The sequence below is a fragment of the Paraburkholderia largidicola genome (assembly GCF_013426895.1).
Lineage (GTDB): Bacteria > Pseudomonadota > Gammaproteobacteria > Burkholderiales > Burkholderiaceae > Paraburkholderia > Paraburkholderia largidicola.
On record NZ_AP023177.1, the window covers coordinates 417,138 to 435,993 of the forward strand.

General features: G+C 58.7%; 19 protein-coding genes. 10 read left to right on the top strand and 9 right to left on the bottom strand.

Annotated elements, in window-relative coordinates:
* Positions 1 to 30: 30 nt before the first annotated feature.
* The 3 genes from PPGU16_RS41200 to PPGU16_RS41210 form a co-directional block, all read right to left on the bottom strand.
* Positions 31 to 1,275 (bottom strand): hypothetical protein, encoded by a 1,245-nt coding sequence (locus PPGU16_RS41200; protein WP_180727328.1) that lies wholly within the window; start codon positions 1,273 to 1,275, stop codon positions 31 to 33.
* 37 nt (positions 1,276 to 1,312) lie between these two features.
* Positions 1,313 to 1,708: a hypothetical protein gene (locus PPGU16_RS41205; RefSeq protein ID WP_180727329.1), complete on the bottom strand. Its 396-nt coding sequence runs from the start codon at positions 1,706 to 1,708 to the stop codon at positions 1,313 to 1,315.
* A gap of 226 nt (positions 1,709 to 1,934) precedes the next feature.
* On the bottom strand, positions 1,935 to 2,642 hold the full coding sequence (locus PPGU16_RS41210; protein ID WP_180727330.1) for a nuclease-related domain-containing protein: 708 nt from the start codon (positions 2,640 to 2,642) through the stop codon (positions 1,935 to 1,937).
* Positions 2,643 to 3,123: 481 nt separating this feature from the next.
* On the opposite strand from PPGU16_RS41210, the gene PPGU16_RS41215 reads away from it, so the two are divergent.
* The 6 genes from PPGU16_RS41215 to PPGU16_RS41240 all read left to right on the top strand — a co-directional run bounded on the left by PPGU16_RS41215 (position 3,124) and on the right by PPGU16_RS41240 (position 7,203).
* Positions 3,124 to 3,483 (top strand): hypothetical protein, encoded by a 360-nt coding sequence (locus PPGU16_RS41215; RefSeq protein WP_180727331.1) that lies wholly within the window; start codon positions 3,124 to 3,126, stop codon positions 3,481 to 3,483.
* Between the two features lie 126 nt (positions 3,484 to 3,609).
* A complete protein-coding gene (locus PPGU16_RS41220; RefSeq protein WP_180727332.1) occupies positions 3,610 to 4,038 on the top strand; it encodes a hypothetical protein in 429 nt (142 codons plus the stop codon).
* A gap of 9 nt (positions 4,039 to 4,047) precedes the next feature.
* Positions 4,048 to 4,896, top strand: a complete 849-nt coding sequence (locus PPGU16_RS41225) for a hypothetical protein (protein WP_180727333.1) — start codon at positions 4,048 to 4,050, stop codon at positions 4,894 to 4,896.
* 11 nt (positions 4,897 to 4,907) lie between these two features.
* Complete coding sequence (locus PPGU16_RS41230) at positions 4,908 to 5,489, top strand: single-stranded DNA-binding protein (RefSeq protein WP_180727334.1); 582 nt, start codon at positions 4,908 to 4,910, stop codon at positions 5,487 to 5,489.
* Positions 5,490 to 5,729: 240 nt separating this feature from the next.
* Positions 5,730 to 6,869, top strand: a complete 1,140-nt coding sequence (locus PPGU16_RS41235; protein WP_180727335.1) for a primase-helicase zinc-binding domain-containing protein — start codon at positions 5,730 to 5,732, stop codon at positions 6,867 to 6,869.
* A 109-nt stretch (positions 6,870 to 6,978) separates the two neighbouring features.
* Positions 6,979 to 7,203 carry a hypothetical protein gene (locus PPGU16_RS41240; RefSeq protein ID WP_180727336.1) on the top strand — a complete coding sequence of 75 codons (225 nt, stop codon included), beginning with the start codon at positions 6,979 to 6,981 and terminating at the stop codon, positions 7,201 to 7,203.
* Positions 7,204 to 7,269: 66 nt separating this feature from the next.
* Here PPGU16_RS41240 and PPGU16_RS41245 read toward each other — a convergent pair whose 3' ends face one another.
* The 4 genes from PPGU16_RS41245 to PPGU16_RS41260 all read right to left on the bottom strand — a co-directional run bounded on the left by PPGU16_RS41245 (position 7,270) and on the right by PPGU16_RS41260 (position 9,177).
* Positions 7,270 to 7,530: a hypothetical protein gene (locus PPGU16_RS41245; RefSeq protein WP_180727337.1), complete on the bottom strand. Its 261-nt coding sequence runs from the start codon at positions 7,528 to 7,530 to the stop codon at positions 7,270 to 7,272.
* On the bottom strand, positions 7,531 to 7,680 hold the full coding sequence (locus PPGU16_RS41250) for a hypothetical protein (RefSeq protein ID WP_180727339.1): 150 nt from the start codon (positions 7,678 to 7,680) through the stop codon (positions 7,531 to 7,533).
* A gap of 115 nt (positions 7,681 to 7,795) precedes the next feature.
* A complete protein-coding gene (locus PPGU16_RS41255) occupies positions 7,796 to 8,164 on the bottom strand; it encodes a hypothetical protein (protein ID WP_180727341.1) in 369 nt (122 codons plus the stop codon).
* The gene (locus tag PPGU16_RS41260) at positions 8,161 to 9,177 is read right to left on the bottom strand and encodes a PRTRC system protein D (RefSeq protein ID WP_180727342.1); all 1,017 of its coding nucleotides are present in this window, start codon (positions 9,175 to 9,177) and stop codon (positions 8,161 to 8,163) included. The genes PPGU16_RS41255 and PPGU16_RS41260 overlap by 4 nt, the downstream gene beginning before the upstream one ends.
* Positions 9,178 to 10,338: 1,161 nt before the next feature.
* Between PPGU16_RS41260 and PPGU16_RS41265 the strand changes: the two genes are divergently transcribed.
* Positions 10,339 to 11,475, top strand: coding sequence for a phage integrase N-terminal domain-containing protein (locus PPGU16_RS41265; protein ID WP_180727343.1), 1,137 nt, complete (start codon positions 10,339 to 10,341; stop codon positions 11,473 to 11,475).
* 534 nt (positions 11,476 to 12,009) lie between these two features.
* Here PPGU16_RS41265 and PPGU16_RS41270 read toward each other — a convergent pair.
* Positions 12,010 to 12,657 (bottom strand): cation efflux transmembrane domain-containing protein, encoded by a 648-nt coding sequence (locus tag PPGU16_RS41270; protein ID WP_180727344.1) that lies wholly within the window; start codon positions 12,655 to 12,657, stop codon positions 12,010 to 12,012.
* A gap of 64 nt (positions 12,658 to 12,721) precedes the next feature.
* Here PPGU16_RS41270 and PPGU16_RS41275 point away from each other — a divergent pair, with 64 nt between their 5' ends.
* Together PPGU16_RS41275 and gspG are read left to right on the top strand one after the other, a co-directional pair.
* Positions 12,722 to 13,150 carry a MerR family transcriptional regulator gene (locus PPGU16_RS41275; protein ID WP_180727345.1) on the top strand — a complete coding sequence of 143 codons (429 nt, stop codon included), beginning with the start codon at positions 12,722 to 12,724 and terminating at the stop codon, positions 13,148 to 13,150.
* A 249-nt stretch (positions 13,151 to 13,399) separates the two neighbouring features.
* Positions 13,400 to 13,864, top strand: coding sequence for a type II secretion system major pseudopilin GspG (gspG, locus tag PPGU16_RS41280; RefSeq protein ID WP_180727347.1), 465 nt, complete (start codon positions 13,400 to 13,402; stop codon positions 13,862 to 13,864).
* 748 nt (positions 13,865 to 14,612) lie between these two features.
* On the opposite strand, the gene PPGU16_RS41285 is transcribed toward gspG, so the two are convergent.
* Positions 14,613 to 16,055 (bottom strand): sialidase family protein, encoded by a 1,443-nt coding sequence (locus PPGU16_RS41285; protein ID WP_180727349.1) that lies wholly within the window; start codon positions 16,053 to 16,055, stop codon positions 14,613 to 14,615.
* Positions 16,056 to 17,437: 1,382 nt separating this feature from the next.
* Here PPGU16_RS41285 and PPGU16_RS41290 point away from each other — a divergent pair.
* Positions 17,438 to 18,610: a DUF4382 domain-containing protein gene (locus tag PPGU16_RS41290; RefSeq protein ID WP_180727744.1), complete on the top strand. Its 1,173-nt coding sequence runs from the start codon at positions 17,438 to 17,440 to the stop codon at positions 18,608 to 18,610.
* The last annotated feature ends 246 nt before the right edge of the window (positions 18,611 to 18,856 follow it).

An 18,856-nucleotide genomic window follows, 5' to 3' on the forward strand; every position in this document is an offset into this window, starting at 1 on the left:
CCTTGTGTTCTCTCAAACAAGCCTGCGGCGTCAGGCTGCCCGGACTGCTGCTTGCAATTCCCCGTGAAACTTCCCCGTGAGGTCAGCCAGGCCTGTCAGCAGGCCCTTGAATCGACCAATTGAACCGTCCGCCGTGACCAGCAGTTGCACGCTGTGATATTCCTGGACGAACGAACCGAAGCGCTCGACCAGACCGGCAACACGCTGCTCAACGGCTTCTTTCTGCTCGATTTCCGCTTCCTGCTTTTTCTTGAGTTCGGTCAGTTCTTCGAGGCGCTTTTTCGCTGCATCACATTCAGCTGTCAGCCTGCTGAGTTCCTCGAATCGGCCTTTTGTGACGCTTTCCAGGTTGCGTAAATGCTCGGGCGTGACCTCGACTTCGACTTCCTTGATCGTGACCTTTGCCTGGGCGTCGGCAAGCTCGCGGCTCCTGGCTGTGACCTCACGCTCCAGATCGGCAATGGTGCTTTGCAGACCGCTTGCCGTCTGCTCGGCCGATGCGAGGTCGACCAGCGTCTTCTTGAGCTTTTCGCGGTCGGCCTGGACGTCCAGATTGAGGCGCTTCGCTTCCTCGGCGAGACGCTGATTCTCGTTTTTCGCATCGTCCAGCCGACCGTAGATGTCGGAGAGTTGGCTGGTGGCGATTTCGAGGGCGCTATCCTTTTCCAGGAGGCGTTGCTCGTATTCGTCGATGATCTGCTTGAGCTCGCGCTTGCCCATCTCGGGCTTTTCGCGCTTGGCATCGAGGACTTTCGCCACGACTTCGTCGCTCTTGTTGACCAGCAACTGCATATCGCTGATCGAGAGCATTTCGACAGCGCCGCTGTTCGTGCTAAACCGCTCGTAGCAACGCATGTAGAGGCGCACCGAATCGCGCTTTTTGCGAAAGGTCGATTCGAGGAAGTCATAGACGACCTGCGCGGCTCGTTTGCGGATTTGTGTCGTGTCGCCGAAGGTGCTCACGTATTGAGCCTCGACCCGCGTCCGGATGTGATAGAAGGAGCCGCCGATGCGCATATGTTCCAGAAGGATCTTTCTGGTCGAGTGCGCGACTTCTTCCGCTTCCTCAGCGATCGAAGCGCGGAGTGCGTCGGAAATTTCGGTGCCGCCGAAAAACTCCGAAACCTTCTGACTGATCTCAGCGTCCGACGGCACATGAGCAAAGGCGAGGGGCAGTTCGCGTTCAAGCGAATTGTCGCTGTCGTTGCCCTCGGGCTGGGTCGGGTCGAACTCGTCGTCGGCCTCGGCGACAGGGGGGGAGTTTCGTTTGATCATGGTGCTCTCTAGATTGTTCTTTCGTTGTTCAATGGCATCAAGCTGCGCCGGCAGGTTTTACATCACTCAAGCGCAACACCATGTCGCGAAACGTGAGTTTCGAGAATTCCGCGCCATCGCCGAAGCGCTGGTAGCAGCGGATGTACAGGAGCACCACAGCGCGGGTGCGGCCGAATTCCTTCTCGATATAGCGATAGATGGCGTTCGCTACGTGCTGGCGGTTCTGCCGCGAATCTCCGTGCTCTGCCGTGTAGCGCGCGATAGCCTTTTCCATCATTTGGGAAAAGAGCATGCCGATTCGCAGATGCCCGGAGAGGCCATCGGCTAAAGCAGCGCGGACGGCGTCCCGGTCAGACAGGGCAATCAGATCGTCCTCACGACGGGCCAGGTCGGCTTTGGGACGCAGTGCGGATGACTTTTTTTCGTTTTTCATTACACAAACTCCGACTATCTTTGGATCTTGTTCGGGCGCTTTGGTCGAAGCGCCAGATGCTCGGCGGCGTGTGCAACCTGTTTTCCCCGGGCTACACCCGCCCAGAATACGCGTCGTTTCGTCGCCGCCATCCCGCTAAGAAGCTCAAATTCATATAGCTTTCACGGGTTTCGGCTAAGGAAATCCGCCGAGGAAAACGTTTCAATCGGCAACACCTACTGAAACTTTAGGGAAGACTCGGTAATTTTTTAGGGTTTTCCCTCAGTGTCGCCCTGTGCATTTCTATGGCAAGCGACCCTGTTTCGGCGACGGCGAGGATCGCCCGCCGAGCCTGCACGACATCGACCGGCAGACTGCCTCTGGCGTCGTGCCACGATTTACGGTCACGAAGCCACTGACGCAGATCGGTGGCGCGCATCAGATTGAGAGGCAGCGCCGAGGACAGGTTGCAGTGCGCGTGAGGGAACGCTGCAATGCCTTCGACCGGCCAGCATCCCGGCAGCACCGAGCGAAGGAAAGCGACCTTCGAGCGGTTCTGCTGCGTCGGCGAGCGCCGCATTTCGCGCCGGCCGTCCACGCCGATGCGTACGACACTCTGTAAATCCGGCCCGGGTTCGATCCGACCAGCCCAGTTCTTCGTCTCGACTACGAAGATGCCGAACGGCGTGACGGCAAGGTGATCGACTTCGGCCGTCGGGAAGGCCGAACCGGGCGCGTGATTGAGCAGCAGCGTGCCCGGGTGCAGGTAAAAGTCATCGCCGCACAGCCATTGAAGTGCCGCACGCAGTTCGGCCTGAACAACAGCTTCACCTTCCTCACCACTTCGCTGGCTGCGTGGGACGGGTACACGCGATCCTGTCGAATCGCTCGGGCGCCGTTTGTGGCGCTTCGCCGCAATAAAAATCACCGCGGCGGCAACGAGAAACCAGTACATGAACGTCGCTCCTTTTAGGTAGACGAGTTCAGTCTGCCAGGCTTTTGTCGAAGTCAAGTGCAGCGGGCGAGAGGTGAATGTCTTTCGGGACACTTTCACGCAGCCGTGGAAAGCTACATGGTTTAGTCGAGCTTTCCGGGTTAGACGGCCGAGCCGGCTCAGGTGACTCTCGCGCCTCGGGGTGTTCGGCTTCGAGCCATCAAAGCTGTATGACATTGGCCAGCATTCGTGGCTTGCAGCGAGCGCTCGCGCGCTAAGCTTGCTCTATCCAATGGCGTCTTACGACGCATCGAACTGCCGCGAGTGATCGCGCGCGTCTTCTGTTTCCTTTCCCGTTGTCCTGTTCAGCCTGTGCTTTCGTGCGCGCCTCGCGTGGACACGCACGAAAGCGCTCAGCGCCGAGTTTCCTTGCTCATCGAGCATCGAAACCACCGGACAAGGGTCCGGACATTCCCTGTTGAAAATTTTTCTGGAGAGAAAAATGCTGACCGTCCTGTTCACAGACGCTATCAAGTCCCCGCGCAAAGTGCTGGCACTGTGTTTCATCGCCTATTTCGCGACCATCTCGTTCGTCGTTTCGACCTTCCTCTTTTTGCTGGCCGCTCACTGGGTAGTCAAGGAAATGAAGAAGAAAGGCAAGGCCATCCTTGCAGCAGAAGCAGAAGCCGAAGCTGCTCGTATCGAGACTGAAAAACCCGCTGCACGAGCTGCCGCTGACGCGAAAGCGGAAGTGGCATCCGCTGCAGGCGTTGCCGCCAACGACAGCAATGCAAAACCGGCACCGATGAAGCAGTACGCAAAATCGGCTGTCATTCTTCCTTTCAAGACCGGCACCCGTTAATCGAGCGCCGTTACTACCTACCGTCGCCCTGGGCTTTTCGCCCACGGTGACGGCACCCTTAACCCTACCGGGAATCCCATTCCCGGACACGGGCCATGAGATTGCCGGTACCACCGGAGCAATCCCATGGAAACGCATGTGGCTGCCTGGCAGCTGGACATGTTCGGCGAATCATCGCCGGTTCACATCACCCCTCCCAAGCCCGACCCGCTGCCCGATCCTCATCTGTGGAGCGAGTCGGTGCGCGCGAAGATGGTCGACGCGCTGATCTCGCTCGCCAGCGACAGCCGTCGCGGCGACAGCATGCCCGAGTCGCTGATGGATTGCGCCGACCTGCTGTCTGAACGCCTGCGCAATCGCAAAATCGACGTTGACGACTACCGCGCGACCCTCGGCTGGATCATGGGCTACTGGGATGGCGCACTTCCCTATATCTACGTGTGCAGGGTTAACGGAGTCGATCCGGAGATTCTGCAGGACGTGATATTGAGCACGCCGCTTCTGGAGCGGGATCTGCGCGAGGTTCAACGGGTGTGTTTCGGCACGCTGCTGTAGGAGCGGATCATGCGCAACGCAGCAACGCTTTTCGCCCGCGTCATGGCGGAGGTCTTCTCTGGCAAGCCGGCCGCCAAGGCATCGCAGGCTTCCACTGTCGGCAACGCAAACACTGCCGAAGAGGCCCCATGCTCTCCAAACGCCGCACCCGCGGACACCCGATCTCCCACGTCCCACGTTGTAGGGCAGGGCGCGTCGAACGAAACGATCGTGACGATCGGCGACATCCCCCATCTGTTCGTCGACGAAGGCGACCACATCGTTCAGTTCACTCCGGCCTTCGACGACCATGCCGAAGAAACTGAGTTCGGATTGAAGATCGTCCCCGATCTCGTTCCACACTGGTCGCAACGTGCTGTTCATCGTTGTGCGCTGAAGGAGGCGGTAGCCCTTGCCATCCGTCAGGACGGTAAGCCTCAGTCTGTCGCGCCGTTGCAGCAAGGAAAGCGGGCTGGCAACGATGTGAAGCCAGCCTCACCGGTTGCGACTGAAGAGGCATTCGAACCAGAAGCCAGTGCGCCTCATCGACCGCGCCGCACCCACAACATCGACGCATCTAACGTGGTCGGTCGCATCGTTTCATGGGGCGAAGAGAAGTTTCCGGACCGCAAGCGGCCGGGACGGCACTACATCTCGTTCGCGATGCATATCGACACCAGTTCAGGTGAGCGAACCCTGCAGGGCGAAGGCCTGAAGGAAGCGATCGCTGAATGTCGCTGTGTGGTCGGTGACGTTGTATCTGTGCGGCGCACTGGCAAAGTCAAGGTGCCCGCCATCCGACAGACGGACGGCACACCGATCATGAAGGACGGCAAGCCGCTCATGTGGGACAAGTGGCTCTGGTCAATATCTAAATAGAGGAAACTCAAATGGCATCTGTCAACAAGGTGATTCTCGTCGGTAATCTCGGCGCTGATCCCGAAGTGCGTTATCTGCCCAGCGGCGACGCTGTGGCGAATATTCGACTCGCAACAACCGACCGTTACAAGGACAAGCAGTCGGGCGAATACAAGGAAATGACGGAATGGCACCGCGTGTCGTTCTTCGGTCGTCTCGCCGAGATCGTCTCCGAGTATCTGAAGAAGGGTTCGTCGGTCTACATCGAAGGTCGCATCCGGACGCGCAAGTATCAGGCGCAGGACGGTACGGACCGCTACTCGACGGAGATCGTGGCGGACCAGATGCAGATGCTAGGCGGCCGTCGCAACGATGATGAAGGCGACAACGGCTTCGAGCAGCGTGGTAGCGGTCGTGCTCAACGTCCGGCATCGGCGTCGTCTGCGAATACATCACGCAGTGCCGACAATGTCGGGACTCGGGCCCATCCCCCTCAACCCTCGCACGGCGGTGGTGGTGGCATGCGAGCACCTGCCGGCGGTGGCTTCGATGACATGGATGACGACATCCCCTTCCGCCCATACCTGAGCCGGGCGGAATGGTCTGCGATCTGATCCCGAACGTTCTCACCATTAGCTAACTTCTTCTCCCGTATCACCTCACCATCGCAACGGCACACCTAAAGGTGTGTCGTGCGGCGGTTCTTCAAACCGGCCCTCAGCGCCAGCGTTCCATATCCAACACTCCGTCTGCTGAAAAAAGCCGCCCGCCCGCGCGGACTGCTTTTTTCAGCACGCGTTTTCACGCCTGTCTCAGGCACCGACCAAACCCACTCACTTCAAGGAGAGTGACTCATGACTGTAAGAGGAAGAGAGCTGTCGCCCGAGCAGTACGCGTGGCTTCAGCAGAAGCTCGCCAGCTTCGAGCGTTCCCCGGAGCAATGGATTTCGCTTCTTGTGAGCTATGGCGTGCCTGCAGACCGTCTTACTGGCGACGCATGCGCATGCCCTGTATGCGGCGGAGACGATCGCTTCACCTACGACAACAAGCGTGGGCGCGGAGATTGGGTTTGCCGTCAATGCAACTCCGGAAAACCCATGGCGGGTGACGGCCTCCAGCTGATCACGCGCGTGAGCAAGCTCGGACTGTACCGCCTGATGCGTCAACTGGATGGTGGCCCTGCACCGCGTGCGATCAAAAGCGCTGGGGCGGCCAAGGTACCAAAGCCGAAGCGCAAGGCGGACAAGAAGTTCATAGCAAACCGGCTTGACTCGATGTGGGCTTCTGCAAAGCCCGTGTCGAGCGGCGATCTCGTGATGCGTTATCTGGGTGCACGCGTGCCCGGACTTCGTGTAGCGCCGTCGCGCGCACTTCGGCTCGGCATGCTCGAGTACCGGCATGAAAAGAAGGTCATCGGCAGCTGGCCGGGCATCCTCGCCCGGTTCGAATTGCCTGATGGCCGTCTCGGAACGCTACACCGCACATACCTTGAGCGATCGGCGCCCTCAAAAGCAACGATCATCTCTGGCGACGGCGAAGTCCTTAACCCCAAACTGAACGACATGACGCTGAATCCGCTGCAGGGCGGCGCAGTACGCCTGATGGAGCCGGTAGATGGTGAGATCGGTGTGGCGGAAGGTCTGGAGTCGGCTTGTGGTGCGTATATGGAGTCCGGTGTGCCGATGTGGTACTGCCTGAATATCGGCCTGCTGCGCCAGTTTGTTGTTCCAGAGGGCTTGGGCATCCGCGTGGTGCACATCTTCGTTGACTTCGACGAGATAGACCCGAAGACGGGTCAATCTGTCGGCGTCGCGGGCGGTCTCGAACTGGCCAAGCGGCTCAAGGCGGAAGGTTTCACCGTCTTTGTTCACCGGCCTCGCGTGCGGGGAACCGACTTTGCAGACCAGTGGTGCGCGCGTTTCGGCAACGACGTTCCGGCAGTGAACGCAACCCGTGTCTTGCCATCTGCTGTACCGCAACTCGCTGCTGCGTAAGCGGCATCGACTTTCTATCGCGGCGACAACCGCACATTCGTTAACTTGCCCGGTGGGGATATTCCCCATCGGGGGATGTCTCGTCGGGCCAATTTCTATGGAGTAGAAAATGGCTTCGTTTCAGGTTCTCGTGGGTGGCTTTGCTATCGTCGCAACCAACGGCGCCGAAGGTGGCCGTCAACGGGTAGGCAAGTCAGAGGCGGTTGCGTTCGACGTGATCGATCGGACCGCCAGCGGCAACACGGCATACGCTTGCCGCGACAAATCGTTTGTGGATGCGTGGGATTTTTGCGCGCATCGTCTTCTTGTTACCGCGACCCCTCGGCCGCACTGATCCGCTAAAGCGAAACGGCTCCCCCAGATATTGGGGGAGCCGTTTTTTTTCGTCCGCGCGTTCCGTTCATCGCATGATCGCCAGGCAAACTGCAATGACGACCGCGAAAACTTTCCACATACGCCACAGCCCGCTGGACCATATAGCGCCGGCGGCGCCAGCGAAGAGGAGCACGACGCACAGGTTGTTATTGACATGCATGCTTGAGAGCATTGCACCGAACCACCAGAGCGCGAGCGAAGCGCCAAAGATGATAGCCCGGCGCGTGAAGACCGGTAGCGCCATGAACTTCGTATAGTACCTGGTCAGTCGATCGGAAGCGTTCAATTACTCCTCCTTGTTCTTTGCGAAGTGTTCCACGACATTCAGGCTCTTCCAGCCCGCAACGCCGGCCGCGATGACGGTCGAAATAAAGAGCCACGAGCGCGGCTCGGTCAGTGGCAGACCATGGCGCACGATTTCGAAAAACTCCAGCATATTCATCCCCTCGGTGGTGATTGACGCATCGATGCACCGCGCGTCGCGCGATGAACATCGAAGTCATGAACCATCTTCGCATCTCTGTAGCGAAGTCAAGTCGCCCGCCGCGCATTCAGAAGTAGCTGCCGAAAGCATCGACGAGCTGGTCGACGTCGTGCGCAGAGCGCTCGTCGCTCTCGTTGACCAGGGCAATGTTGTTGATCCTCGGAGCTTCCGGCTCATCAATACGCGTCGGCGTTTCGGGTTGACTCCGGGAAGTCGGCGAAGCGGCAAGGCGGTTGTCTCGCGCGGCGGGGTAAATCGTGCCCGCGTCGGCCTGCTGCGCCGTTGCTACGACAGCAGCCCCCCGAAGCGCTGCTTCGGCGAGTGATCGAAGCAGCGCCGCGCGGACCCTGGCCGAGCCAGCCTGACTGAGCTTCTCGTACAGGAGAGGCGTGGTCACCGCGTCGATGACCAGCTTCATGTCGAACTTGTCGTTCATGCTTTCGCGGCCGCGCGCTCGCGGGTCAGGCCCGCCTCGCCGACGATCAGGAAGCCCTTTGCATTGGCCGTGCAGGGCGAGTCGATGACTTCGAGCGTCACGCGCGGGAACGCCTTGCGGATGGCGGCCGCATACAGTGCGCCGCCGCCGCCCGACAGGATGATCGAGCGCACGTTCGTGAGCAGGCCGACGCTGTTTTGCATTTCCTTGACCACACCGGCGATAACAGGCTGTGAGCGTTCGAGGTAGGGATCGAGGTCGATATCGTTGCCGTAGAAGAAGAATGGCTTGCGCTCACGAAGCGCCTTGTCGATCAGTTCGATATCTTCGACCTGCTCGTCCTCGTCTTTCTTGATAAGTCCGGCGATGTGTTGATAGATCTGTGAAGCGCCACCCGGAAGGCCGTGACTGCGCTTGTCGTCCATCGTGAACCCGTTGGCATAAACCCAGTCGGTCGTGAAATAGCCCACGTCGATCACCAGATGCGCGCTATCGCGACCGAACTCGCTCTGCCGGTTCGCGGACGCGGCGACGAGCGAGCCAAGCGGCTGCGGAATCACCACAACCTTGTCGATCGAGATGCGACCCGGGCCGTAGTCGAACGTGCCAGTAAAGCGGTCGCGCAACGCCCCCGAGTACTTCTTCATGTTGTGGACGGGCAGGCCCAGCACCAGTCGCTCGATCTGGGTGACGCCCGCGAAGTGGATCGCGCCGAAGAGCAGGGCGGCGTAGTTATCGGACAAAACAAAATCGTTGGACAGCGCGCGTCCTGTTTTGCCATACGCGGCCGTGAGCGAGACGTCGGGGCCCACCTCGTATTCGATCTGCTCGATGACGATCGTTGCGACCTTGCGTGCGGCGAGCACGCTATCGCCATAGCCGGACAGAGCGTGACTGGCAGCGAGCGGCGCAAGCGAAGGAAACATGCCGGTGGCGATGGTGCCGCTTGCCGCACGGTGCGCATATTTGGTGTTGCCGTAACCGACGTCGATTGCGAAGACCGAAGTTTTCAAGATGACTCCATGCGTTAGGTGAGCCGCGCACCGAAGTGTCAGAAAACTGATAGAAAACTATCAGTTTGAATCGCCTCAGTCACGCGGGGCCGACGAACTATCAGATATCTGACAGATAAGTGTCAGTTCGAATGTTGCGTCGGATCTGTCGGAGCAAACTGACACTTTTCTGTCAGTTCTACCTGGTTTCAGTCTAGCGAGCGCGAAGCGAAGTCAAGTCAACGAAAGCCGACCGGTTCTGCCCATCTTTTGACGTGCGCCGCTTGCGCACGTGGGCTTATTCTCGGCGTACCTACCGCGTCCCTGACGCATCGAATGCGAGTGCAAGGCACACGCACGTCTAGACCCTTTGCCCGCAACGGGCCAGCAGTACCCCACTGACCGGGCCGCACAGTGATGCGGCCTTTTTCTGAAGTAAATCAAGTGCCAGTCGATCCACGTTGAGGACCACTGGACAGTGCGATATCCATACGATTGGCGGCGGTTTGCCGCGTTGTGGCGCGTTGAGGACATGTGGAGAGGCCGGACACCGGACACTTTCCATGCCTCAGCAGCGTCTGTACACGCCCTTACAGCTACGGCTGGGTGCGCTCACGAAGCCCCAAACACGGCGGCGGAGATGAGCGGGCTTGGGGGCGGGGGAAGCCTTGCGGACCGGCAGAAACCGGATCAACCGCGATTCCCTGACGGAAGAGGACACGGCGCGCGCGGCCGTACACAAAACGCGTACAGGTATTACCCGGCATTTAGCACCGGTCGGAGATCCGCGAAGCGGAACACGGCTCGGAGGCGCGAAAGCGTCGTGCTGGCAGGGTAGCCACGAAGCTGCATCGCGTGGGTAGTGCACCGCGCAGCGCGAAGGCAGAGATGCCCCGCGTGGAATACGTCAGTGGTGGATTGCGCGAAGCGCGATTCGGACTGGCAGGCAGCAGGTTGGACAGTCGGATTGCATGTTCTTCCCATGCAAACTGGCCGATCGGATGGAATCGCTAAAGGATCGGAAGGCAGGACCCAAGCGACGGGGATACGGCGCAGCCGCACAGTAGCGGCGAACCGCAGGCCCGGGAGGTCGAGTGACGGTATCAGGTAGGGTTGCCGCGATCGACGGGCGACAACGAAACAACGAGGCATCGCGGCGCGGGGCCGCGGCGGAGGTATCGGATGGCCGCAATATTGAATGTGCGCGCAATAGTCAATGGATACAGGTTTGGACCTGAATTCAGGGATGCGCTGCTCAAACTTTTCGATGAGAACGTCTCACGCGTCCACAGCACTACACGGATAAGCAACCGCGCTTTGTCCATCAAGACACAGGAGTATCGCGCGGCGAAACTGTGCAAAGCTTTCAAGGAACTGCGCGAGGGCGGGTTCGCGCTTCAGTCGCCGTGGTCGCTCAAGCACAAGCACGTGCAACATCTGGTCGATACGTGGATCGCTGCGGGACAGAGCGGGGGCACGATCGAGAACAAGCTGACGTATCTTCGCGCGCTCGCGCAGTGGATGGGCAAGACGAACCTGATCGGCTCGCTTGACGACTATGCGGACCGGGAAGCGCTCGGCCTGAAGCGAAGTTATGTAGCAACAGAAGATAAATCGTGGGCGGCGCACGGTGTCGACGCGGTGGCGAAGATCGAGGAGATCGCGCAAACGTGTCCGTATACAGCCGTGCAACTGAAACTGCAGGCGGCGTTTGGTTTGCGCATCGAAGAGAGTTTTATGCTTCGACCGGCGGAAGCAGCGCGTAACCCAAGGATGCTGGCGGTGACGCGTGGCACGAAGGGAGGCAGGCCGCGTGAGGTGCCCGTCGAGACGAAGATTGGAATACTGGAAGAAGCGGCGAGGCTCAGTAACGGGTTGACGGGATCGACGGTTCCGGCCGATCGGACGATAAGCCAATGGCGTGACTGGTACTACTACGTACTTGGAAAGCACGGCGTCACCAAAAGAGGCATGGGCATCACGAGTCACGGTCTTCGGCATGAGTATCTGCAGACGCTCTATAAGGAGACGACAGGCGTGGAGGCTCCAATCAAGCGAGCTGGTGAGCGCCCAGACCCGCAACTTCACGAAGAGGCAATGCGCCGCGTTGTAGAAGCCGCGGGTCACTCGCGTCTGACGAAGTCGGGTGCATACCTTTCGACATTCGCGATGCAGGACCGGATGCAACGGAAGCTGCCGACGGTCGACGAAGCGCGGGACGCTTTGAAGGCAGCGGCTGGCAACAAGAGTCACGCGGCGAAGGCTCTGGGCATTTCCCGGCAGGGACTGTACCGGATTCTTGGCGCGGGCGAAAAGTGAGGCTAAGATTCGTCCTTCCCGTGGAATGGACCGCGATATTGTGTGTCATACGCCCCACTGAGAGAGCTGGCGTTGCCGCACAATGAATTGTCTCTCAGGTTCTGACATCGGCCCTCGGAATGTGTCAGGACTTTTTGAAGCCGGCTCTTTGCAGCCGGCTTTTTTTTGCGCTTTTTCCGTCGCTCATCGGCCAGTCTGGCACGGACGATCCCTGGTCGGCCATGAACGGACGGCCGGGGTGTTCGTCCAGTTTTGTTGGCGAACCTCCGATGCGCCCCGCTCAACGACCGGTTTGCAGCGAGCGAATTGCGCTTGGCACTGCCTCGACCCGGCCAGAAAGAGCCACCCGTGTCAATGACGAACGCCTCGCTTGGAGGTCGCTTTACGGATGGATAGCGGTCAGAGAGAACACTTCAATAGTTCGCGCGGCGCTATCCGATACAGGAATCCGTAGATTCGATCCATACGCGAGCGGTCTTGGCTTCTTGCGCAAGTAGGGGAGGGCTCGCGAGATCGTGGCGGCTGAGCGTGACGTCAAAGCCTGGCAGCATTTCGCTGTTCCCTTGCGTGAATGCGCAATTCTGTACTGGATTGGCGAAGGATATGTAGTGCGGACGTCAACGCAAGCGCCGACATGATCGCTGCAACGGCGAGGTCGGGCCAGGCAGATCCGGTCCCGAAAACTCCGAGCGTAGCCAACAGAACCGCGACGTTCCCAAACACATCATTACGGGTGCACAGCCAGACACTGCGCATGTTGCTATCTCCTTCACGGTAGCGGAACAGTAGTCCTGCTACGGCAGCATTGGCGAGAAGTGCGCACGTTCCGACAATCCCCATGGTAGGCACGCTCGGCACCGGGTCTGTGAAGAGATGCCAGGCCGCCAGACCCAGAACCCAGACCCCGAATACCAGCATCGATACCGCCTTGAGTCGGGACGCGTGCGCGCGAGCGCCGAGGCTCAATTCCAGCACGGCGAGGCTGATACCGTAATTGGCCGCGTCGCCGAGAAAGTCAAGTGAATCCGCCAGCAGCGACACTGATCTGCCACCGAGGCCCGACAAGACTTCGACGCCGAACATGATGCAATTGATAACCAGCGCGACCCAGAGCAATCTGCGATAGCCTTCGCGTTGCTGGTCGTGCCCGTTGTCACACTGATGACAGCATTGGCCCGGCATGGTGGTCTCCCGACGAATCCCGAATAGCGTATCCTGAATCCTGTAGTCACTACAGGGTCAAGCCATGACCACCATCTATTCGATCGGAGCGTTGAGCCAACTCTCGGGCGTCAACATTGAAACGATCCGCTACTACGAGAAGGTCGATCTGTTATCCGCCACTCGTCGCGACAGCAACGGGTATCGTCAATACGACGATGCCTCTATGGCGCGCCTGGCATTCATTCGGCGTGGCCGCGAGCTCGGCTTCACTATCGATGAGATCCGTGATCTGGTCGCACTTGCGCACCACGCCGAGCGGCCTTGCGCGGATGCCGATCGTATGACTCGCGCCCATCTCGATGACATAGACGGCAAGATCCGTGACCTTCAGCGGATGCGGCGCGTGCTCCGGCAGGTCGCGGATTGCAAAGGTCGGACAGCGGAGCACTGCGATCTACTCAGGGCACTCGCCGGGCCGGCAGTGCACTCCAGATCATCGAAGCGTGTCTGATTGACCGCTTGCGTTTAACGCACGACAGCGCAACGGGCTGGAGGCGATCTCGGTCGACCGCGTCCGGCATTAGCGCTGCAAGGAATGCACTTTCGCTCATCAATCGTTCCGAAGGCAGAACCCGCTCCGCACGACGCAGCCGTTACTTCACATCAAGACATTAGAATGAATGTCCGGGCTTCCGACCGTTGTCTATGCACCCGACACCGCGTTATGAATGCGAAATCCTCCTGAACGGGTTGTCAAGTTATGCAAGCAGGAAACGAACGACGCAGGGGGCCGGCAGTGCTGCACAGCCTTGCTCAACGAGGGGGCACACGGATTCGCATCATGTTCGGGGTCGCGATCCTGTCTCTTTCGAGCGCGCTGATCATCTCAAAGATCATGACGAGACCCGATGAGGCCGGACGCATCGCGGCAAAACAGGATATTGGCGAGCTGATGGACGCTCTGAATAGCTACCGTCGCGACAATGGCCGTTACCCGAGCGAGGCGCAAGGCCTGCATGCGCTGATTGAAAAGCCGCACACCGAGCCGGTGCCGCATAACTGGAAGGAAGACGGCTATCTCGAGCGCTTACCGAACGATCCTTGGGGCAATGCATATCAGTATCTCAATCCGGGTGTGCATGGTGAGATCGACGTGTTAACCTATGGCAAGGACGCCAGGCAAGGCGGCGAAGGCGACGATGCCGATATAGGCTCATGGGAATAGTCCATCGACATCCCCTCAGGGAACAGATCGGTGGTGTTCGCCGACTAATGTGCTAGCCATATCCCGTGGCGCTCGCCACAGGAGAGCGCTTGGCAGGCCGAAGCCGCTGGACTCCACACGACATGACTGGCCGGCTGGCAGACACTGCTATGGCCCGCCGGCGATTCGAACTTTGCCGGAGCGCACATTCAATCGCATCTCGAGTCGGTCAAAATTTGTATACTGCGTATCAGGCAGCAAGGTGTCTCAACAGGCACGGTATGCTCTTGTGTTACTTCGTTTTGAGCCAGCGCCATTCCGGGATTACGACTGGTCGTGAATTAATATTCTCAGCCAATGCCTTCGCATCGCAAGGTTAGACTGAAGGCTTTGAGGTGGAAGATTGCCATAACTGCCGCAATGATACGTCTCGTCAAGCCGGAGCAAGGTGGAGCGGGCGATGGCATCCTTTTTGGGCTTGTATCGATGTCCGCGTCGTACCCGCTTACACAACACTGGTCAGCTCGCCTGACATGGAATCGTGTTATGACTCGCTATAGTCGTGATGCCGTTGTGATTCTCGGAGGCATTCGCCACTGCTTCTAACTCACGGACAGTGCACTTATAGCCGCGGCCAATTCCCTCTTCAGTCGTTCCGAACTGTTACATGAGGGGGTATCGTCCGCATAGTGATATATGTGAAATCGGACCGTTCCTACATGCTCGGTTGCGTCTGCAGTTCACGACAGTCCCGCACGCTGTTTTACGGCTAAGGCTGAGCAAACACGTCAGTGCGATTACCCAGATTTCCGGAGTTCGTTTGCACGAAGAATGGTACGAACGTCGAGCCGAACGTGGCCAATCCCTGATAGTCTCCGACAAAGAAGCCCTCGGCGTTCGGCGCGGTCTTGAGGTCGAATGAGCCGGCTAGATGTACCTCATTGGAGAACGTCAATCCCTTGTCCGTCGATGTCGTTTGCCAGATATCCGTGGGTAGAGTCGCGATGTTGCCGCTCGCCAGATTGCGGAAATCGTAGTACGTCACTGCGACGGTTCCCGACGTATTGACATTAATGCTCGGATTGAATGCCGGCCGTCCCGTGGGCGTATTGATGCGGATCGGTGCGCTCCAGGTCAAGCCACCGTCGTTTGATGTGGAAAGCGCGATCTCATCGAAGTGGCCGCCATTGAAGCGTGAATCCTGCCAGACGACATAGAGTTGCCCTGTCTTCGGATCGATCGCGGGCTCGGGAATGATGTCTCCTGAACGCACAGCTTCGCCGGTGTTCGGATCAAACACCGATACGGTCTGCAAACCTGAGATGACTTTCGGCTTCGTCCACGTTGCGCCGTCATCGGTCGATTTTATGAATGCCACCTGGCCGGCCGCTTTGGAGAATGGCGGAGAGATCAGATCGAAGAAGTCATAGAGCGTTCCGTTCTGCGAGTTGACCAGGATCTGGTTGCCGATGGTCTGCTGCCTGGAGGGCAGCGTTACGATTTGGGATGGCTGACTCCATGTCTTGCCGCCGTCTGATGTCTTCGAGAACATCGATGGTCCACGGAACGCGGCCGTGTGTCGGTTGGCGTAGGGATTGGCGTTCGGCAATTCCAGCCGGTCCCACACTGCATAGGCGACGCCTGCGTTGCTCGGATTGGCCGTCACCGATTCCTTGTCGTTGAAGAATTGCAACGTCGGTTCGTTGTTGGCGATGATGATGCTCGGCTTTGCCCACGTCAGGCCACCGTCCTTTGAAACGGAAGCGAGCACCGCATTGCTATTGTTGGATTGATTGAAGGAGATCGACACGGCGTACGCAGTGCCATCGGGGCCGATCGACACCCATGGGTCGGATGCACGCTCGTAGTCAGTCCCGCCCGCGCACGCGCTAAAAGGCAGTGGCGCTGCGGTGCGCCACGTCAGACCGCCATCGGAAGACGAGCGAGCGACCAGGCCGCGGGCCCCGCCGTTGTCCCATCGGTCCTGCTGCCAAACGCCGATAAGGTTCGATGGATTATTCGGGTTCGTGGCGATCCATGGTTCGACCTCGGCGTTCAAATAGTTCGTGCCGGGGCCGCCTATGTTGCACGAGGCAAACGGACTAGGATCGGAGACAAGGACGGGCGCAGCTAGACTGGCCGGATTGATTGCGGCGAGTGCAACAGCGAGCGGAATGCCGTTCAACAGTACACGAGGCTTGTCGTAACGCATGGAAGACTCCTTTCCATTGCGGCCTGTACCTACAGCACAAAGCAGCCTGCTGGCAGTTGCGAACGAAGTGGCATGATCGCGCCTTTGCAGAAAATTCTAACGATGGCATCATCGCCGGCGCGTGTTGTTTCCGTCATCGTTCGCTCGCCATATTGGCGACCACTTCGACCGTCGTAGATAGCGAGCGCTGCTCACCGCTAACGCTTGGGTCAGGACTGTACAGCCCTCACGCACCAGAAGCTAGCTTCGCCTCACGATGATTGGACTCTTGCCAGGACCATCATTTGTCAGATGCATCGAATGGAATTTAGATTGTGGCGAAAGACCTTGCGAGAATTTTTTGTAACAATCGAAAATGATACACACTCCTATCCGTCGAGCCATAGTGGCCACCGTTCCGAAATCCACTGTACACGCGACATGGAGATCCACCGCATGTACCCAAATTCGCACTGCCTGATCTCGCGACCGCGGGGCTGAGTTCAACGAGCGCATCCGATCGAGGCGCCCGTATCGCGACGGCGACATGGCAGCACGATGAGGCTCAGCGCAGTAGCCTTCATCAGGCTGCCCAGGATCACGATGATCCATCGACCCTTCGTTCTCGTGTCCGGTCACACCACTTGTCACAGTAAAAGCAGCAATGACATGGTAAGTGTGCTCAGGACGGCGGTCATCAGGATCGGCATGATCCGCCTGGATGCGCCTGAGAATCGACGGCTGAACGACGGTGGTCAGACTGCCGCTGACCGCATTGGGACAGAAGACGGCTACGTCCCGTCATTGCTTGATGATCGACGACGAAGCATCAGATGGCTACGTTGTCGCCGACTGGGGCCTTCGAGCGGGTGTTGTCTCTAGTCGCTATTCGATATGCAAAGGCCGTTGGGTGCCGCGCCTGGGAGCCATCGATAGGCGAACCACGCCGTCAGCGCAATTGACGCCATCCAAATGGCGGCGAGTACACGGGCCGTGGTACGGTTCTCCGGCGGTTGCGCGGAGCTCAAGTGTCAGAGGGGAACCAGTCTCACGACTATCCAGATGGTCATAGTGCGCTAAATTGCTCGTCGACAGAATTGCGGGCAGCTTTGTCCGCCTTCCGTTCATTGCCCGTCATGTTACGCTCAGTCGACATTCCGAATACTGCGCGCGCGCGAGAAACGAGTACGTCAAGGCATGCTAGGGGAAGTGACCGACACCACTCACTGATTCAGCGGCGTACGATCGGATTAATGATGGTGATTTCTATCCGCACCTCGAATTCGGACGCGCGCCGAGGGGTCCATGGTGGCTGTTACAGACAATTTCAATTTTGCCGCGCAAAGTTACTGCCTGTTTTCGTAAGCTTCTGTCCACACAAAAACGATCATCAGGGACGAGTTATGAGAACGAGAATAACGCTGCTTTGCGTAGCGGCGATTCCATTTGCGCTGGCCGCATGCGGAGGAGGCGGTGGCGGCAATAGTAGCGGTGCAACTGGCACACTGCACGTGGCAATGACGGACGCGCCGTCTTGCGGTTTCGATCATGTCTACGTGACCGTCAACAAGGTACGCGTCAACGCAAGTTCTTCTGCAAGCGATACAGACGGCGGATGGACCGATATCGCACTGCCTTCACCTCAGAAGATCGATCTTCTTTCACTGACGAATGGCGTTCTGAGCGATCTCGGTCGGGCACCGCTTGCTGCGGGCCAATACCAGCAGATCAGACTCGTACTCGCGCAGAATCAGGGAAACACGGTTGCCAATTCGGTTGTCGTGAGTGGTACGACGGCTGAGCAGCCGCTTGCAACGCCGAGTGCCACACAGAGCGGATACAAGATCATTCAGCCGTTCACGGTTCAGGCCAATACGCTTGTGGATCTCGTACTCGACTTCAATGCATGCAAGTCGGTTGTACAGCGCGGTAACGGCACCTATAGCCTGAAGCCGGTCGTAACGGCCACGCCAACCGTAGTAAGTGGCAGCATCGCGGGATATGTCGCGACGGCCGAAGCCGGGGCGACCGTCTACGCGGAACAGAATGGCCAGGTGATCCGTGGCACGGTCGCTGACAGTAATGGCCAATTCATTCTGAGCCCGCTGGTTCAGAGTTCATCGAACGGCAATTACGATGTCGTGATCGTGGATAACCGGCAACCCAACGGACACGCGAACGGCGTTATTCACGCAGTGCCCGTCACGGCAAGCGCCACGACGACGATCGCGACATCGGCGGCACCGATCACGTTGCCGTCGTCCGCCGTCAATACGATTGCGGGCACGGTAACGGCATCTGCCCAGGCCACGATGCGCGCGCTGCAAAACGACGGCGCGGGATCGTATGAGGTGACATCGACGAACGCCAATCTCGACACAGGCACATACACGCTCGCCGTGCCGGCCGCTGCAACGTTGACGGGCACATACAAGGGGGCCGTGCCAGTCACGCTGTCGCAGGCTGCCGCGGCCGGAAGCTATACAGTCGAAGCCGATAGTGCGAGCGGCGCCACGCAATTTGCGGGCGCCAATGTATCGAGCGGCAGCCAGTCGGGAATCAATTTCAACTTTTAAACTGGGAGCGTGGGAGAGGCCGCAACGTCTTTCCCAATTCATGCCATGAAAATATTCATGATTATGCTGACAACAGCAGCAGCCGGATTGTCTGGCTGTGCAGTGTATTTGCCCGATGAACCTCACGCAGTCGTCGCACCGCAAGGCAAGCCTCAAGGCGGGCCAGGAAACGGATATTGCCCGCCAGGCCAGGCCAAAAAGGGAAATTGCCAGTAAGCGGGCACTTCAATGAACTACGTCGCGCGT

Excerpts from the sequence above, each read along its gene's own strand:
- PPGU16_RS41290 (WP_180727744.1), top strand. The coding sequence starts at position 17,438 with ATGAGAACGAGAATAACGCTGCTTTGCGTAGCGGCGATTCCATTTGCG.
- PPGU16_RS41265 (WP_180727343.1), top strand. The coding sequence starts at position 10,339 with ATGGCCGCAATATTGAATGTGCGCGCAATAGTCAATGGATACAGGTTT.
- PPGU16_RS41235 (WP_180727335.1), top strand. The coding sequence starts at position 5,730 with ATGACTGTAAGAGGAAGAGAGCTGTCGCCCGAGCAGTACGCGTGGCTT.
- PPGU16_RS41285 (WP_180727349.1), bottom strand. The coding sequence starts at position 16,055 with ATGCGTTACGACAAGCCTCGTGTACTGTTGAACGGCATTCCGCTCGCT.
- PPGU16_RS41205 (WP_180727329.1), bottom strand. The coding sequence starts at position 1,708 with ATGAAAAACGAAAAAAAGTCATCCGCACTGCGTCCCAAAGCCGACCTG.
- gspG (WP_180727347.1), top strand. The coding sequence starts at position 13,400 with ATGCAAGCAGGAAACGAACGACGCAGGGGGCCGGCAGTGCTGCACAGC.
- PPGU16_RS41270 (WP_180727344.1), bottom strand. The coding sequence starts at position 12,657 with ATGCCGGGCCAATGCTGTCATCAGTGTGACAACGGGCACGACCAGCAA.
- PPGU16_RS41275 (WP_180727345.1), top strand. The coding sequence starts at position 12,722 with ATGACCACCATCTATTCGATCGGAGCGTTGAGCCAACTCTCGGGCGTC.
- PPGU16_RS41210 (WP_180727330.1), bottom strand. The coding sequence starts at position 2,642 with ATGTACTGGTTTCTCGTTGCCGCCGCGGTGATTTTTATTGCGGCGAAG.
- PPGU16_RS41220 (WP_180727332.1), top strand. The coding sequence starts at position 3,610 with ATGGAAACGCATGTGGCTGCCTGGCAGCTGGACATGTTCGGCGAATCA.
- PPGU16_RS41215 (WP_180727331.1), top strand. The coding sequence starts at position 3,124 with ATGCTGACCGTCCTGTTCACAGACGCTATCAAGTCCCCGCGCAAAGTG.
- PPGU16_RS41225 (WP_180727333.1), top strand. The coding sequence starts at position 4,048 with ATGCGCAACGCAGCAACGCTTTTCGCCCGCGTCATGGCGGAGGTCTTC.
- PPGU16_RS41240 (WP_180727336.1), top strand. The coding sequence starts at position 6,979 with ATGGCTTCGTTTCAGGTTCTCGTGGGTGGCTTTGCTATCGTCGCAACC.
- PPGU16_RS41200 (WP_180727328.1), bottom strand. The coding sequence starts at position 1,275 with ATGATCAAACGAAACTCCCCCCCTGTCGCCGAGGCCGACGACGAGTTC.
- PPGU16_RS41255 (WP_180727341.1), bottom strand. The coding sequence starts at position 8,164 with ATGAACGACAAGTTCGACATGAAGCTGGTCATCGACGCGGTGACCACG.
- PPGU16_RS41230 (WP_180727334.1), top strand. The coding sequence starts at position 4,908 with ATGGCATCTGTCAACAAGGTGATTCTCGTCGGTAATCTCGGCGCTGAT.
- PPGU16_RS41250 (WP_180727339.1), bottom strand. The coding sequence starts at position 7,680 with ATGCTGGAGTTTTTCGAAATCGTGCGCCATGGTCTGCCACTGACCGAG.